We start from the raw sequence: 16,435 nt of genomic DNA on the forward strand, positions 1-16,435 counted from the left end.
AGGCTCCTAGGGCTTACTCGCCCTTGGTCTTCTGGATGATCTCGTCGGCGACGGCCTTCGGGACCTCGGCGTAGCTGTCGAACTCCATCGAGTAGACGGCGCGGCCCGAGGTCTTCGAGCGCAGGTCGCCGATGTAGCCGAACATCTCGGACAGCGGCACCGACGCGCGGACGACCTTGACGCCCTGGGCGTCCTCCATCGACTGGATCTGGCCACGACGCGAGTTCAGGTCGCCGATGACGTCGCCCATGTACTCCTCGGGAGTACGGACCTCGACGGCCATCAGCGGCTCGAGCAGCACGGGGTTCGCGCGGCGCACGGCCTCCTTGAAGCCCATGGAGCCGGCGATCTTGAACGCCATCTCCGAGGAGTCGACGTCGTGCGACGCGCCGTCGATCAGGGTCGCCTTGACGCCGACCATCGGGTAGCCCGCGAGGGCTCCGGTGGCCATGGCGTCCTGGAAGCCCTGGTTGGTCGGCTCGATGTACTCGCGCGGGATGCGGCCACCGGTGACGCTGTTGACGAACTCGTAGGTCTGCTCCGCGGTCACCTCGAGGGGCTCGATGGTGAACTGGATCTTCGCGAACTGGCCCGATCCACCCGTCTGCTTCTTGTGGGTGTAGTCGTGCTTCTCGACGGCCTTCTTGATCGTCTCGCGGTACGCCACCTGCGGCTTGCCGACGTTGGCCTCGACCTTGAACTCGCGCTTCATGCGGTCCACGAGGATGTCCAGGTGCAGCTCGCCCATGCCCTTGATGGTCGTCTGACCGGTCTCGGGGTTGAGCTCCGTGCGGAACGTCGGGTCCTCTTCGGCGAGCTTCTGGATCGCGGTGCCCAGCTTCTCCTGGTCGGCCTTGGTCTTCGGCTCGATGGCGACCTCGATGACCGGCTCCGGGAACGTCATCGACTCGAGGACGACCGGGGCGGCCGGGTCGGCGAGGGTGTCACCGGTGGTGGTGTCCTTCAGGCCGATGACGGCGTAGATGTTGCCGGCGGTCAGCTTGTCGACCGGGTTCTCCTTGTTGGCGTGCATCTGGAAGATCTTCCCGATGCGCTCCTTCTTGCCCTTGGTCGAGTTGATGACCTGGGCGCCCGACTCGAGCTCGCCCGAGTAGACGCGCACGTAGGTGAGACGACCGAAGAACGGGTGCACGGCGACCTTGAAGGCCAGGGCGGAGAAGGGATCCTTTGCGTCGGGGTGACGCTCGATGATCTTCTCCTCGTCCTTCGGGTCGTGCGCCTCGATGGCCGGGATGTCCAGCGGCGACGGCAGGAAGTCGACGACGGCGTCCAGCATCGGCTGCACACCGCGGTTCTTGAACGCGGAGCCGCAGAGCACCGGGTAGATCTCGCTGGCGATGACCATCTTGCGGATGGCGCCCTTGATCTCGGCGACGGTGAGCTCCTCGCCGCCGAAGAACTTCTCGAGAAGCTCCTCGTCGGTCTCGGCGACCGTCTCCAGCAGCTGCTGGCGGTACTCCTCGGCGCGGTCCTTGAGGTCGGCCGGGATCTCCTGCACCTCGTACGAGGCGCCCATGGTCACGTCACCCTTGGCATCGCCGGGCCACACCAGGGCACGCATCTCGATGAGGTCGATGACGCCGACGAAGTCGTTCTCGGCACCGATCGGCAGCTGCAGCACGAGGGGCTTGGCGCCGAGGCGGTTCACGATGGTGTCGACGGTGTAGTAGAAGTCCGCGCCGAGCTTGTCCATCTTGTTGACGAAGCAGATGCGGGGGACGTTGTACTTGTCGGCCTGACGCCACACGGTCTCGGACTGGGGCTCCACGCCCTCCTTGCCGTCGAACACGGCGACCGCACCGTCGAGGACGCGGAGCGAGCGCTCCACCTCGACCGTGAAGTCCACGTGACCGGGGGTGTCGATGATGTTGATCTGGTTCTTGTTCCAGAAGCAGGTCACGGCGGCAGACGTGATCGTGATGCCGCGCTCCTTCTCCTGCTCCATCCAGTCGGTCGTCGACGCACCGTCGTGGGTCTCGCCGAGCTTGTGGTTCACACCCGTGTAGAACAGGATGCGCTCGGTCGTCGTGGTCTTACCGGCATCGATGTGCGCCATGATGCCGATGTTGCGGACCTTGCTCAGGTCGGTGAGCACTTCTTGTGCCACGGGGGTGTCCTTATCTTCTTGCTGTCGTTATGCGACGAAGGAAAGTGTGGGGTGCCGGGATCGGATCCCCGGTCCTTCGGCCCTTCAGCCATTCGAGAGCCTCAGGGACCGAGGGACCGAGGGACCGGCGATCCGATCCCGGCCCGACTGGATGATTACCAGCGGTAGTGCGCGAACGCGCGGTTCGACTCGGCCATCTTGTGGGTGTCCTCGCGGCGCTTGACCGCGGCACCCAGGCCGTTCGAGGCGTCCAGGATCTCGTTCTGGAGGCGCTCGGTCATGGTCTTCTCACGACGGCTCTTGGCGTAGCCCACGAGCCAGCGGAGGGCGAGGGTGTTCGCGCGGTGCGGCTTCACCTCGACCGGGACCTGGTAGGTCGAACCGCCGACGCGGCGGCTCTTGACCTCGAGAGTCGGGCGGATGTTGTCGAGAGCCTTCTTCAGGGTCGCGACGGCATCCTGGCCGCTCTTCGCCTCGACGCCGGTGAGGGCACCGTAGACGATGGCCTCAGCGAGCGACTTCTTGCCGTCGATGAGGATCTTGTTGACCAGCTGGCTGACGATCGGTGCGCCGTAGACCGGGTCGTTGACGACGGGGCGCTTGGGGGCGGGGCCCTTACGAGGCATCTAACTCAACCCTTCTTCGCGCCGTAGCGGGAACGAGCCTGCTTACGGTTCTTGACGGCCTGGGTGTCCAGGGCGCCACGGACGATCTTGTAGCGGACACCGGGGAGGTCCTTCACACGACCACCGCGCACGAGCACCAGCGAGTGCTCCTGCAGGTTGTGGCCCTCACCGGGGATGTACGCGGTGACCTCGGTGCCGTTGCGGAGCTTCACACGAGCGACCTTGCGCATCGCCGAGTTCGGCTTCTTCGGGGTGGTGGTGTACACACGGGTGCACACGCCGGCCTGCTGCGGGTTCGACTTCAGAGCGGGAGCCTTGGTCTTGGAGACCTTCGGCGAACGGCCCTTGCGAACCAACTGCTGAATAGTTGGCACTGCTTCTCCTAGTTGTGCTGCACGGTGACAGCGTGATGGGTTTCACATCAGACCCGCCCGCACGCCGAGGACGACGTGCGTGTAGATGGTGGGTATGCCGTGGGGGCGGAACCGGCGAGTGCCGGCGCCCGGTACGCGCGCGTCAAGACACACGCATACCCGCTCTATGGTAATGCGCGGTAACACGGTCGGTCAAATGGGCGCGGCGCGGCGCGCCGGGCGACGCGGAAGCCGTCGAGCCGCGCCGGCGGATCTGCCCTGGCCCCGGGGACTCAGAGCGTGTCGGGGTCGAAGGGCGAGTCCAGCGCCTCGGTGAGCTCGGCGAGCATCGCCTCGATCTGGGGCTCGACGTATTCGCTGATCGCCGCCTGCACGCGCAGCCGATGCCGCAGCAGCAGTCCGCAGATCTCCCGCCCCACGACGTTCGCGTAGTCGTCGGCCAGCGCGACCTCGTGACGCAGCGCGGCCTTCGCCTCGTCGCTGAGCGGCGGCAGAGGCGGCAGCTCACCCGCGTCCTCGTCCGCCATGCCGGCGAGCGTGAACAGGAACGGCGCACCCGGCACGGGATCGGGATCCAGCGGCATCCCCTCGTACTCGGGCTCGAGATCCTCGGTCGGGCGATAGGCGCGGGCGCGGTTGCGGGCGGCCTGCTGGTCGAGCTCGCCCTGCAGCATCGGCAGGTTCAGCGCCGTGTACTCGGCGACGGCATGGTCGACGATCGCCTTGATCCGGGTCGAGAGTCCGTGCTGCACGCCGTGCGGGACGTTCGCGCCGATGCCTGCGGCCGACAGCACCGGGGACCCCAGGCAGCGGCGGCACGGCGCGACCCTGCCGCGATGGGTCGCCGGCTCCCAGCGGGGCACCCAGCGGAGCCAGGCCTCGACGGCCTGGTCCACCTGCGTCTCCAGCGAGCGCTCCACGACACCAGCGTACGGCGCGGACACGCCCGGGCGGCGACGGCACGCGAGATCCGCGGCGCGCATACCGGGGTCCCCCGGGTCAGGCCGACGTGACCGGGAGAAGGTCGACCGGCCGGGGCTCACACGTCGTCGTCGTCCTTCTCCCACGGCCAGTGCGGGGCGCGCGCCGCGGTGCGGCGCAGGGCGATCGCCACCCATCCGGCGAGCAGGGCGGCCACCACGATCACCGCGCTCGCTCCCCCGAGCACCAGCTGCCCCGCCGCGGCGGTGGCGCCGACGGCACCTGCGCCCTCGGCCACAGCAGCGCCCCAGACGCCGCCGAGATGCACGAGCGCGGCGCCGAGCGCCAGGAAGACGGTCGCGACGAACGACGGACGCGCATCGGCGAGCACCACCCAGAGCGCGAGCGCGAACACCAGCACGGCGAGCACCATGCCCACCACCCCCGGCAGCTGCCCCAGTCGTGGCACCGAGATGATGTCGTGCTCGGCGAACAGGCTGAGCACGCCGAGGCCCATGATGGTCAGCGCGAAGAACGACACCACTCCGATGACCCAGGCGAGGACAGGCCGAACCCCCGCGGGCCGGGGCTCGCGGGGGTTCGGCGTGATGTCGTCCGTGATGGTCTCCTGCCCGGAGGGCGGTTCCTGCGGCTAGGGCAGCTGGGGACCGGCTTCGAGGACGCGCTCGTATTCGCGCTGCGCCTCCTCGTTCTGCGCGGTGCGGCGGGCGCCGGTGCGCGCGGCCCAGGCACCGAACCAGATCGTGAGCTCGCGGCCGAAGATGAACGCGGCGATCGCGAGCGGGGAGAGCAGCTGCGCGTTCGCGAGGCCGGCGAGCTCGGATCCGCCGAGCTTCCAGAACTCCACGGAGCCGATCGCGCCGAGCACGTGCCCGCCGTAGGCGAAGGCGCCGACGATGATGCCGAAGACGACCCAGAAGCCCCAGCGGCCGCGGTTGATGATGCCGCCGAGGATCCAGAAGCCGATCGCGAAGGCGGCGACCGGGACCCACAGACCCGCCGACTTCAGGTGGTCGAGCAGGACCGGGACGAAGCCGTCGGTCGTGGAGATGTTGCCCTCGAACGCGGCGATGCCGAGCGTCGTGCCCAGGTAGAGGATCGCGAACGCGATCGCCGCCAGCAGACCGATGCCGAAGATCGCGCCGCGGTTGCCGCGCTCGCGGGGGGCCTCCGGTGCCTGCACGAAGATCGGAGGCGCGTCGACGGCCGCCGTCGCGACCGCGGCCGGCGGCGGCGCGAGCACCTGGGTGCGGGCGTCGTCGGCCGTGTCGACGCGGGTGGTCGCGGCGTCGATCGCGACCGTCTCCTCCACGACCTCTGCGGGGCGCACGGCGGGCGGCGGGGTGAACGTGCCCCCGAACGTGCCGGGGTAGGCGGCCTCCGCCTCCTCGAACGCGGCGAGCTCCGGGTCGACGGCCGGCTTCTCGGCGGCGGACTTCTGCTCCGCGGCGTGCTCGGGCGCGGGGGCGGTGGCGTCCGCCGCGGCGCGCTCCGCCTCGGCGAGGCTCTCGTTGGCGCTCTGGGCGACGGCTGCGTGATCGGGCTGAGCGGCCGGGGCCGTCTCCTCGACCGGCTCGTGCGACGCGGACGCCTCCGCGGCGGCCGGGACGTCGGTGCGCGGGGCGGTGTCCGCCGTCTCGGCGGCGCCCTGGGCGTCCGCTTCGGGCGCGGCGGCCACGGCGTCGTCGACGTCGTGCGCCTGCGCCGGCTTCGAAACCTCGTGGTCACTCATGGGAGCTCCTCCATAGGGGATGCGGTGCTCCGAGGCTAGCTCCGCCGGGCGCCGGCACGGCGGAGGCGTGCCGGAAAGCGCCGATGCAGGTCCACCCGCCGTCCCGCGACGAGGAGCCGAGCACGCTCGCCGGATCCCGCACGCTCAGTGCGAGAGCAGGTCGCCGAAGTACTTCAGCATCACCGGCCCCATGGGCGCGGCGAGGTACACGAGGCCCGCGACCACGCCCGCGCAGACGACGCCGGCGAACCACGCCAGCGGCGTGCTGCGACCGCCGATCCGAGCCATGCTCCGAGCCTACGAGCGCCGAGGGCCCAGCGCGGGAGGGCGCGCGGATCCGGTCGCGCGCGTGTCGCCGGACGCCCCGCGCACAGCCGCCCGAGCGTCCGGCCGGCGCTCTCAGCGCGCGTCCGGCGCCGCCACCCCGGGCAGCGCCCACGCGGCGAACACCGGACCGTCCGCCGCCAGGGCCACCGCGCCGTCGTCCGCGACAGCCAGCGTCGCGTCGCCGAAGAGCGCCGCGGCGCCGGCGGCACCCGCCAGGGCCCGCGGCGGGAGCGCGACGTCGGCGTCGCCGCGGGCGGCAAGCACGAGCACGGTCTCGGCCGCGGACTCTCGCACGAACACCACGCACTCGTCGTCGACGTGCAGCCAGCGCAGCCCGCCCGTGCCGAGCACGGGGTGCGCGCGGCGGATCCCGACGAGGTCCCGGTACAGCGCGATCCGCTCCGCCGTCTCGGGGCGGTCCTCGGACCCCCAGGGGATCGGCGTGCGGCTGGACTCCCCGTCGACCCCGGTGAGGCCGAACTCGTCGCCGGCGAACACCACGGGCAGGCCGGGCAGCGTCATCGACAGCCCCACGGCGACCGGAACGGTCCCGGGCGCCGCGTTCGTCGCGAAGCGCGCGGTGTCGTGCGTGTCCAACGGCTGCATGTTGCCCAGTCGCACGCGCCAGGGGATGCCGCCCGTGAAGCGCGTCATCGAGTCGGCGAAGTCCCGCGCGGTGTAGCGCGGGATCCCGCCGATCTGCATCCCGAAGAACCAGCTCTCGGTGCGCTCCTCCCCCTCGGCGTCCAGGTACGGCGCGCCGTTCGGCTCGCTGAGCCAAGCCCACACCGGGCGCGTGAACGACGGGTACGTCATGGCCCCGTCCCAGCCGTCGCCCTGCAGGTCGCTCGTGGCGTCGTTCGTGGACTCGCCGAGCAGGATCGCCTCGGGGTTGATCCCGCGCACGGTGTCGCGCAGGAGCCGGCGCACATCGGCGTTCAGGTCGATCGCGCCCAGGCGTCCGGTCATGTTCGCCACGTCCACGCGCCAGCCGTCGGCGCCGTACGGGGGCTTGAGCCAGTGCGCGACGGCGGAGTCCTCCCCGGTGATGAAGCGCTCCCGCAGCTCGTCGCTCGCCCAGTCGAACTTGGGCAGGCTGCGTGCGCCCAGCCAGCACTCGTACTCGGTGTTGTCCTCGTCGGTGAAGTAGTAGAACTCCTCCTCGGGAGCGCCGGGATGCCCGAAGGCGGCACGGAACCACTCGTGACGGTCGCCGGAGTGGTTGCTGGTGAGGTCGCCGATCACCCGGATCCCCCGGGCGTGCGCCTCGTCGATCAGGCGCGCGTACGCCTCGTCGCCGCCCAGCAGCGGATCGATGCGGAGGAAGCTCGAGGCGTCGTAGCGGTGGTTGGACGCGGCGGGGAACACCGGCGTCAGGTAGAGCAGGTTCACGCCGAGCTCCACGAGATGGTCGAGGTGCTCCACGACGCCCGGCAGGTCGCCGCCGTAGAACTGCTGGGCGCGCCCAGGCATGACCGGGTCGACCGGGGTGTCCCACTCGGCCGGGATCGCCCAGTCCGGCGTCGGATGCAGGTCGGCCTGGGCCGAACGGGCGAAGCGGTCGGGGAACACCTGGTACATCACCGACCCGTGCAGCCACGCGGGCGGGGCGGCCTCGGCGACGAGGGCGAAGTCCTCGGCGTCGAGCGTCTCCAGCCGGTGGATCCCGGTCTGGTTGAGCCACTCCACGCGGCCGTCCGCGTGCTGCAGCAGGAACCGATAGCCGTGGCGCGGGTTGCGCACGGTCACCGGCGCCTCCCACCACTCCCACCCGTCGGCGGCCCCGATGCGCTCGGCATCGGTCCACTCCGGCTCGTGGTCGGGGTTCGAACGGGTGCGCACCGCGACGAGCGGGCCGTAGCCGTCGGGCACGCGCAAGCGCACCCTGACCACGTCGCCGAGGGCGGGCGCGTCGTCCGAGACGTGCAGCGGGGATCCGTCGTGGTGCGGGAGGAGGTCGGTCATTCCGGGCCTTTCGTGGACGGCGGCAGCCCGCCGTATGTGCGACGTGGTTGCACGGCCGATGCCGTGACAGAGCCCTCGGATTGTGATCGGGAACGCGGATCGCGTTCGAGGGAACGCTACTTCACACTGCCGGCGGTCAGGCCGCCGACGATGTACTTCTGCAGCGAGAGGAACAGGATCATCGGCAGGACGGCGGCGAGGACGGCCCCGGCCGCGAACACCGCGTAGTTCTTCGCATCCGTGGAGACGTACTGGTACAGCCCCACGGCGAGCGTCTGCTTCTCCGGGGAGATGAGCACGGTGGACGCGATCAGGAAGTCTCCCGTGATGCCGATGAACGCGAGGAGGCCGACGACGGCGAGGATCGGCGCCACGAGGCGCAGGATGATCGTGAAGAAGATCCGGGCATGGCCCGCACCGTCGATCTTCGCCGCCTCGTCGATCGAGGCGGGGATCGTGTTGAAGAAGCCGTACATGAGGAACGTGTTCGCCCCCAGTGCGCCGCCGAGGTAGACGAGGATCAGGCCGATCTGCGAGTTGAGGCCGAGGGCGGGGAAGATGTCGCCGATCGCGGACATCAGCAGGAAGATCGCCACGATCGCGAGCAGCTGCGGGAACATCTGCACCAGCAGCAGGGTCATGAGCCCCGTCCGGCGGCCGCGGAAGCGCATGCGCGAGAAGGCATATGCGGCGAGCGCGCACAGGAAGACGCTGAACACCGAGGCCAGCACGCCGATGAAGATCGTGTTGAGGAACCATGCGCCGTACGGCCGGGACGGATCCTGGAACAGCTGCACGTAGTTGTCGAGGCTGATCTTCGAGAACAGCCCGTTGGTGCTGAGGAGCGTCCCGCCCGGGTTCAGCGACGCCGACAGCACGTAGACGAGCGGGAAGCCCGCGAAGACGAGCATGACGATGCCGATCAGGTGCCGCCAGCCGGTCTCGCGGAACCAGCGGCCGAACGGGCGTCGCGTGCGCGGCGCGGCCGGCGCGAGGAGGGCGGCGGTCGCGGTCGAGGCGTCGGACGTGGTCGATGCGATGTCGGTCATGTCAGTTCAGATCCTCCAGCACCTTGGTCTGCCGGAACCCGATCAGGGAGATCACGGCGACGAGCACGAAGATGATGATCGAGAAGGCGCTGGCGAGGCCGTAGTCCCGCTCGGAGCCGACGAACGCGACCTTGTAGACCATCGAGATGAGCAGATCCGTGGACCCCACGTTGATGCCGGCGCCGGTGAACTGGGGACCGCCGTTGGTGAGCAGGTAGATCAGCCCGAAGTTGTTGAAGTTGAACGCGAACGACGCGATCAGCAGCGGGGCGACCGCCACGAGCAGGAGCGGGAACTTGATGAGCCGGAAGGTCTGCCAGACGCTCGCCCCGTCCACCCGCGCGGCCTCGACGACGTCGTCGGGCAGCGACTGCAGGGCACCGGTCGTGACGAGGAACATGTAGGGGAATCCGAGCCACAGGTTCGCGATGAGGATCGCCCCCTTGGCCAGCCAGGGGTCCGTGAGCCACGGGATCGACGCACCGCCGAGCACCACCTGGTTGATGAAGCCGAAGTCCTTGTTGAACAGCCCGGCCCAGACCAGGGCCGACAGGAACGCCGGGAACGCGTAGGGCAGGATCATCACCACGCGGTAGTACTTGCGGCTGCGCATCCTCGGGTCGTTGAAGACGATCGCGAGGAAGAGACCGAGGATGAACGTCGTCGCGACCGAGAGGATCGCGAACGCGAAGGTCCACAGCAGCACCGCGAAGAACGGTCCGCGGATGGACTGGTCCGAGAAGGCGCGGACGAAGTTCTCGCCCCCGACCCACACCTGCCAGCCGGGCAGCAGCGCCTTGCCGTCGGCGGCCGTGAACGCGCCGTGGCCGGTGTCGCGGTAGACGACGCCCGTCTTGGCGTCCGTCATGGTGTCGGCCTTCGGATCCCACTTCAGGGACGAGGTGAACAGGTACGCCTTGGACCCGTCGGTGGTCTTGAGGTAACCCTTGTTGAGGTCGTCCGAGAGCGGCACGGAGAGGGCGGCGATCTCGTCCTGGTGGGCGATGACGCCGGCGAAGTCGAGCGTCGTGAACCCGGGAGCGCCGTCCGCGGTGATGCCCGGCTCCGCAGAGAGCGGACGGTCTGCGCCGCCGATGACCGGTTCGCGGCTGTCCGGCGCGGTGGTGAGGAAGAAGAACTTCCCGTCCTTCTCCAGCACCTTGACGGAGAACGTCGGCGAGTCGGCGACGCGGGTCTGGGACTGCAGGAGCAGTGCCTGCACGGCGTCGTCCTTCGTCGAGTTGTGACCGGATCCGTAGTTCGTGAAGGCGACGTAGCCGGAGTAGAGCACCACGAAGATCTGGAAGATCAGCAGGAACACCAGTCCGGGCGTCAGATACTTCGCCGGCAGGAGGCCCGGCACCAGATAGACGACGTTGATCGCGACGACGCCCACGGCGACGAGCACCGCCGGCGTCCACTGCGCGCTCGCGGCGAGCGCGATCACCGCGTAGAGCGCGAGCGCGTCGATCACCCCGAGCGCGACGATCTTGATCGCCCACACCTTCCAGCCCGCGGACGCGGCCTCCGCATATGCGGCGGCTCGGCGCTGGCGGCGGCTGCGCGCCTTCTCCTCGGCGGACACGGCCGTCTTCTCCTGCACGGCAGGACCCGTCATCTCGACCCCTTCACAACGTCGTCAGCGGGAGGGTGCGGGGAGGCGTCGACGGCGTCTCCCCGCACCGGGTTCACGAGCGGATCAGCCGATCTTGGTCTGGATCGCCTGGGACATGGTCGTCCAGGTGCCGACCGGATCCGCGCCCTTGATGATGGCGACCTCGGACTTGCCCCAGTCGTCCCACACGGAGCCCATCTCGGGCACCGAGGGCATCGGCACGGCGTTCGCGCCGACCTTGGCGAAACCGGCGACGGCGGGGTCGGACTGCGCGGCCTGGAACGACTCGGTCAGTGCCGGCGGACGGCCGCCGGCCTTGTAGAGCGCCGTCTGCACGGACGGGGTGGCGAGGTAGTTCACGAGGAACTCGTTCGCGGCGAGGGTGTTCTTCGACTTCGCGTTCACGAAGAACGCCTGCACGCCGGCGAACGGACGGGCCTCCTGGCCGCCGGCACTGGGGATCGGATCGACGGAGACCTTGATCCCGGCCTTCTCGGCGTCGGGCAGGTTCCACGGACCGCTGATGAAGTAGGGCGCCTCGCCGGCGTTGAACGCGGCCTTGGCGAGGTCACCGGTCAGGCCGGGGTTGAACACGCCCGCGGCGCCCTGCGCGCCGAGCCAGGTGGCGAACTTCTGCCCGGCCTCGTCGCCGATCGTGAGCTTCTTGGCGTCGTAGCTGCCGTCCGCGTTCTGCGCGAAGACCTGGCCGCCGAACGACGTCTCGAACGGGTAGGTGTGGTACGCGTCGCCGGTCGCGGCGTCGAGGCCGATCAGGAACGGGTACTTGGTGCCCGCCGCCTTGCCCTTGGCGATCATCTCGTCGTAGGTGGCGGGGGTGGAGTCGGCGAGCGCCGTGTTGCGCAGGATGGCGATGTTCTCGATGGCGTAGGGCAGACCGTAGACCTTGCTGTCGTAGGTGACGGCGGAGATCGCGACCTTCTCGAACTTCGAGGCGGAGTCGCCGAGCTCGATCGGCGCGACCAGGCCGTCCTTCACGAAGGAGCCGATCCAGTCGTGCGCGCCGATGGTGACGTCGGGGCCCTTGCCGGTGGGGACCTGAGCGGTGAAGTCGTCGCGGATCTTGCCGAAGTCCTTGACCACCAGGTCGATCTTGATGCCCTTGTCCTTCTGGAAGTCGGCGGCGACCTGCTTCATGGCGGCCGCGCGGTTGGAGTCGACCCAGACGGTCAGCGTCCCGGCGTTCTTGGCACTGCCGGACGTCGAGCTCGCGGAGCCCGCGCTGCCGCCGCAGCCGGTCAGCGCCAGTGCGCCGGCCACGAGGACCGCGCCGAAGCCGACGATGCTCTTCCTGTTCACCTTCATCGGTGTACCTCTCTCGGTGCTGTGGAAGCGCGGATCGACGACGATCGGGTCCCCCGCGGCTTGCGGCGCGCTTCGCCTGCGCATTGCAAGCGTTTACAGTATGCGATGAAGATCCGCCTCGTGCAACGCCCCTTGCACTCTCATCTCTGGACAGCAGGACGGCGAATGCGCGATATTCCCCCATTCCTGGGCGTGGCCGCGGGACTTGCGGAGTACGCAAGCGTTTACAACAATGTTCCGAACGATCGTCATGCGCCCGCTCCCCCTGCCCGGCCGACGCCTCGGACCGATACCCTTCCTTGACCCGAATCCCAGGAGGCCCCGTGGCTGACATCGCCGATGTGGCGCGGCTCGCCGGTGTGTCCACGGCGACGGTGTCGCGAGCGCTGAACGGCAAGACCGCGTCGGCGGCGACCCGGGAGAAGGTCCTCGCGGCGGCCGCCGAGCTCGGCTACGTCATCTCGTCCAACGCGTCGGGTCTCGCGTCGGGGCGTACCCGGCACATCGGGTTCATGGTCCCCTTCATCGACCGCTGGTTCTTCACCGACCTGCTCACAGGCATCGAATCGGTGCTGCTGAGCCAGGGCTACGACGTGACCCTCTACGACCTGCAGGGCAACGATTCGCAGCGCGACCAGGTGTTCGGCAGCTCCCTGCGCCGCGCGAGCATCGACGGCCTCATCGCCGCGAGCATCGAGCTGACCGGCGACGAGATCCGCGCGCTGCGCGCCCTCGGCAAGCCCGTCGTCAGCATCGGCGGCTACATCGACGGCGCCACCGCGGTCGACGTGGACAATGCGCGGATGGCGACGCTCGCCACCGAGCACCTCCTCTCACTCGGACACACCCGGATCGCGTACGTCGGCGCCGGACGCACGATCGCCAGCGCCTTCCAGCTGGGTGACGCCCGGTACGACGGGTGGCTGTCCGCCATGCGGGCCGCGGGCCTCGACGGGGAGGAGTCGGGCTTCTGGGAAGCCGACTTCGACATCCCCTCGGGCTACGCGGCGGCGAAGGCGCTGCTCGCCCACGACCGGCCGACCGCCATCTTCGCCGCGAGCGACGAGATCGGGATCGGGTGCATCCTGGCCGCACGCGACCTCGGGCTGCGGGTGCCGGACGATCTCTCCGTGGTCGGGATCGACGACCACAAGCTCTCGGCGTTCTTCGGACTGACGACCCTCGCTCAGGATCCCGCCGGTCAGGGCCGCCTCGCCGCGCACCTCCTGCTGGCGCAGCTGGACAATCCCGGAGCCGCCCCCGAGCACCGCACGCTCACTCCGCGGTTCGTCGTGCGCTCGTCGACCGCGCGCCCCGGCGGCGCCGTGCACGGAACCGCCTGACGCCGTCGCTCGTTACACTGCCTGTATGGCTGACAGCTCATTCGACATCGTGTCCAAGGTGGATCGTCAGGAGGCCGACAACGCCCTCAACCAGGCCCGCAAGGAGATCGAGCAGCGCTACGACTTCAAGGGGGTCGGCGCGTCGATCGCGTGGAGCGGCGAGAAGATCGTGATCCTGGCGAACTCGGACGAGCGCGCGCGTGCCGTGCTGGACGTGTTCCAGTCCAAGCTCATCAAGCGCGGCATCTCGCTGAAGAGCCTCGAGTCCGGCGAGCCCACGGCGAGCGGCAAGGAGTTCCGGCTCGAGTCCACCCTCAAGGAGGGCATCAGCTCCGAGAACGCCAAGAAGATCGGCAAGATCATCCGCGACGAGGGCCCCAAGTCGGTGAAGTCGCAGATCCAGGGCGACGAGCTGCGCGTGCAGTCCAAGAGCCGTGACGACCTGCAGGCCGTGATCGCGCTGCTCAAGGGATCCGACCTCGACCTGGATCTGCAGTTCATCAACTTCCGGTAGAGGAGAACGACTGATCGAGGATCTCGAGCCACGGTCAGCAAGGAGTCCGCAGAATCGGCACGTCGGGCGGCTCGAACCGTCGCCCCTGCGACATGTTCCCGCGTTCCGGCGACAGGCGCCCAGTTGCCGCGTCCTGCCGGGGGCTACGGTGGCTCCGCCGCCGGGGCAACTCCCCAGTTCTCGGTGGCACCCGGTATCCGATTCCCCGGTGCCGGCGGGTTCGCATCATGGGGACCGCGAACCCTGCTGGTGGCTCCGTCCGTGTCGACGGAGCCACCACCTCCCCCACAGCGACGAAACCGCCGTGTCTCCGCTGACGTCGCGGTATCGGCGCCAACGCGTCCTGTGTCACGTTTGGACGCCCGTTCGGGCGACGCTTCACACGCACGCCGACGCACACGCGCATGCGCCCACCCCTGCTGATCGTTGAGCGTGTCGACAGGCGCGGATCTGCCCGAAGGTCGTCCTGGCGACAACTTTCAACGTTCCCCCGTCACGGGGTCGCCCTCCGTCGACCCTCCCCCTGAAGGATGAGCCGAGCACGGCGAATACCCGACGCGATAGCCGCGTCATTCGTCGTGCCGAGTCATCACCGTTCCTGGGGAGGAAACACATGTCTGAAACGAAGACTGTGAAGCACATCGATCGCCGCGCTGTCGTCAAGGGCGCCGCTTGGAGCATCCCGGTCGTCGCCGCGGCCGCGGCCATGCCGCTCGCCTCTGCATCCACGCCCGCGTGTCCGACGTGCATCAAGGCCGGGTTCCCGATCATCGGAGGCATCATCTCCGGTGCGTGGACCTCGCAGGCCGTCGTCGCCGGCAACAAGGGCACGATCGCGTTCCCGTCGATCTTCGGCCTGGACGCCACGCAGTGCGGGATCAGCTTCACGAACATCTTCCAGCCGGCCTTCACTTACATCGTGACCCAGGCGACGCTGACGATGTCCGATGGCAAGACCTACAATTCGGCGGTCGGCCTCGGGGCAGGCGCGGGCAATATCTCGACCGTCGGCGCCATGCCGGGCGCGTTCGTGTTCACCAATGTGTCTCTGCCCAACGGCGGCGCGGTCGGCGGCTTCGGCAACTACACCGACGTCCCGACGAAGCTGACCGTCACCGTGCAGACGACGCTCCAGTACGGGATCGGCCTCTCGATCCAGTGCCCGATGGTGCTCACGTGGAATCTGCACGGCGTCGCGACCGGCCTCGTCGCCTTCGGCGCCGGCACCGTCAACTTCAGCGGAACCGCCACCGTCTGAGCCGGGAAGAATGTCGCAAGGCGACGTCGGTTGACGTCGATTCGACCTTTTCGCGACAAGATTCCGGAGACGCAGGAGACCCGCGTAATCGGATCGCTCTCGTGTGATCTCATCCAGTGCACGGCTTCCGCGCTGCCCGGCTCCCAGATGCCGACCAGCGTTTTCCCGGGCTGTGCAGCGCCACGGGGGGGGGTGGTAGGTGCGGCCGGTTGTCCCAGCCGGTCGCACCGCATACTCCCCTCTTCCCGCGTCGGCCGGGCGCAGAACGTGTCGTCCGGAGCCACCCCTTCTGGTTCCCCGACGACCGGGCATCGGGACTCCCCTCTCGATGCCGAACGTTCGCCTTCTGGGGAAGGGCGAACGGCCGGTGGCTCCAACCGAGGGGGGAAGGAGCCACCGGATCCTCGCGCGAATCGACCGCTCCGGCCGCGCTGTCGATCGCAGCGCCCCTCGTTCGTCATCTCCGTGAACGGAACCGACGACCTCCGAAGGGACATGTCATGGACGACTTCCACATCACCGGCGTCCGCACGGTGAGCATCCCGGTGAACGATCAGGACGCCGCGCTGCGGTTCTACCGCGGACTGGGGTTCGCCGTGCTGCGCGACACCCCGACGCCGAACGGCGGGCGCTGGATCGAGCTCGCACCGGGCGACGAGCAGGTGATCCTCACGCTCGAGCCGGCGGATCCGGAGGTGCATCGCGGCGCGATCGGCATCCGGTTCACCTCCGACGACGTCGACGCCACGCACGCGGCCATGCTCGCCGCGGGTGTGGAGGTCGACGAGATCCTGCGCTGGCCGGGGGTCCCGCCGATGTTCGCCTGGCGCGACCCCGATGGAAACGCCTTCTCGGTCACCGGCCCCGCCCCCGCCCAGGACGGAGCGGCGTCGTGAGCACCGTCGGCCCGCTGGACATCGCCTTCACGGCCATGTTCGGTCGCGTGCGGGAGGGCGACACGTGGATCTGCGTGCAGCTGCCCGACTCGGCACGGATCTTCGGCACGCGCGGCCTGGTGAAGGTGTCGGGCACGGTCGACGGCCATCCCTTCGACGGCGCCTTCATGGCGCTCGGAGACGGCACGCACAAGCTCCCGATCTCGGCCGCCGTCCGCCGGGCGATCGGGCGGGGCGAGGGCGACGAGGTGACCGTGCACCTCACGCGACGTCGCGGCTGAGCCGCCGATCGTCGCGGGACCGTTCGGCACGGAAAACACCCTTGCCGTCGCGGAACAGCGTT

The 16,435-nt window shown here is 69.2% G+C and carries 16 protein-coding genes; 5 read left to right on the plus strand and 11 right to left on the minus strand.

Annotated features, from left to right (window positions below; genetic code table 11):
* Positions 1 to 13: 13 nt before the first annotated feature.
* The 11 genes from fusA to NFX31_RS13960 all read right to left on the minus strand — a co-directional run bounded on the left by fusA (position 14) and on the right by NFX31_RS13960 (position 12,081).
* Positions 14 to 2,128, minus strand: coding sequence for an elongation factor G (gene fusA, locus NFX31_RS13910; protein ID WP_091481696.1), 2,115 nt, complete (start codon positions 2,126 to 2,128; stop codon positions 14 to 16).
* 155 nt (positions 2,129 to 2,283) lie between these two features.
* Positions 2,284 to 2,754, minus strand: coding sequence for a 30S ribosomal protein S7 (gene rpsG / locus NFX31_RS13915; RefSeq protein WP_045249931.1), 471 nt, complete (start codon positions 2,752 to 2,754; stop codon positions 2,284 to 2,286).
* A gap of 5 nt (positions 2,755 to 2,759) precedes the next feature.
* Positions 2,760 to 3,128 (minus strand): 30S ribosomal protein S12, encoded by a 369-nt coding sequence (gene rpsL, locus NFX31_RS13920; RefSeq protein ID WP_013584051.1) that lies wholly within the window; start codon positions 3,126 to 3,128, stop codon positions 2,760 to 2,762.
* 272 nt (positions 3,129 to 3,400) lie between these two features.
* Positions 3,401 to 4,048, minus strand: a complete 648-nt coding sequence (locus NFX31_RS13925; RefSeq protein WP_045249966.1) for a hypothetical protein — start codon at positions 4,046 to 4,048, stop codon at positions 3,401 to 3,403.
* A gap of 119 nt (positions 4,049 to 4,167) precedes the next feature.
* On the minus strand, positions 4,168 to 4,590 hold the full coding sequence (locus tag NFX31_RS13930) for a hypothetical protein (RefSeq protein WP_091481699.1): 423 nt from the start codon (positions 4,588 to 4,590) through the stop codon (positions 4,168 to 4,170).
* A gap of 111 nt (positions 4,591 to 4,701) precedes the next feature.
* Entirely contained in the window at positions 4,702 to 5,802 is a 1,101-nt protein-coding gene (locus NFX31_RS13935) for an ABC transporter (RefSeq protein WP_156156719.1), read from the minus strand.
* 144 nt (positions 5,803 to 5,946) lie between these two features.
* A complete protein-coding gene (locus NFX31_RS13940; protein WP_156156720.1) occupies positions 5,947 to 6,090 on the minus strand; it encodes a hypothetical protein in 144 nt (47 codons plus the stop codon).
* Positions 6,091 to 6,201: 111 nt separating this feature from the next.
* Positions 6,202 to 8,094, minus strand: coding sequence for a glycoside hydrolase family 13 protein (locus NFX31_RS13945; RefSeq protein ID WP_262955982.1), 1,893 nt, complete (start codon positions 8,092 to 8,094; stop codon positions 6,202 to 6,204).
* Between the two features lie 116 nt (positions 8,095 to 8,210).
* A complete protein-coding gene (locus NFX31_RS13950) occupies positions 8,211 to 9,143 on the minus strand; it encodes a sugar ABC transporter permease (protein ID WP_045249934.1) in 933 nt (310 codons plus the stop codon).
* A 1-nt stretch (position 9,144) separates the two neighbouring features.
* Entirely contained in the window at positions 9,145 to 10,761 is a 1,617-nt protein-coding gene (locus NFX31_RS13955) for an ABC transporter permease subunit (RefSeq protein WP_091481716.1), read from the minus strand.
* 81 nt (positions 10,762 to 10,842) lie between these two features.
* Positions 10,843 to 12,081 (minus strand): sugar ABC transporter substrate-binding protein, encoded by a 1,239-nt coding sequence (locus tag NFX31_RS13960; RefSeq protein WP_262955984.1) that lies wholly within the window; start codon positions 12,079 to 12,081, stop codon positions 10,843 to 10,845.
* 323 nt (positions 12,082 to 12,404) lie between these two features.
* On the opposite strand from NFX31_RS13960, the gene NFX31_RS13965 reads away from it, so the two are divergent.
* The 5 genes from NFX31_RS13965 to NFX31_RS13985 all read left to right on the plus strand — a co-directional run bounded on the left by NFX31_RS13965 (position 12,405) and on the right by NFX31_RS13985 (position 16,373).
* Complete coding sequence (locus NFX31_RS13965) at positions 12,405 to 13,424, plus strand: LacI family DNA-binding transcriptional regulator (RefSeq protein ID WP_262955985.1); 1,020 nt, start codon at positions 12,405 to 12,407, stop codon at positions 13,422 to 13,424.
* 25 nt (positions 13,425 to 13,449) lie between these two features.
* Complete coding sequence (locus tag NFX31_RS13970) at positions 13,450 to 13,938, plus strand: YajQ family cyclic di-GMP-binding protein (RefSeq protein WP_045249938.1); 489 nt, start codon at positions 13,450 to 13,452, stop codon at positions 13,936 to 13,938.
* 613 nt (positions 13,939 to 14,551) lie between these two features.
* Entirely contained in the window at positions 14,552 to 15,196 is a 645-nt protein-coding gene (locus tag NFX31_RS13975) for a hypothetical protein (RefSeq protein WP_156156721.1), read from the plus strand.
* A gap of 500 nt (positions 15,197 to 15,696) precedes the next feature.
* Positions 15,697 to 16,092 carry a VOC family protein gene (locus tag NFX31_RS13980; protein ID WP_262955987.1) on the plus strand — a complete coding sequence of 132 codons (396 nt, stop codon included), beginning with the start codon at positions 15,697 to 15,699 and terminating at the stop codon, positions 16,090 to 16,092.
* Entirely contained in the window at positions 16,089 to 16,373 is a 285-nt protein-coding gene (locus NFX31_RS13985; protein ID WP_262955988.1) for a DUF1905 domain-containing protein, read from the plus strand. Before NFX31_RS13980 ends, NFX31_RS13985 begins: the two co-directional genes overlap by 4 nt.
* Positions 16,374 to 16,435 lie beyond the last annotated feature (62 nt).

Origin of the sequence: Microbacterium azadirachtae (assembly GCF_025583665.1) — a bacterium.
GTDB lineage: Bacteria > Actinomycetota > Actinomycetes > Actinomycetales > Microbacteriaceae > Microbacterium > Microbacterium azadirachtae.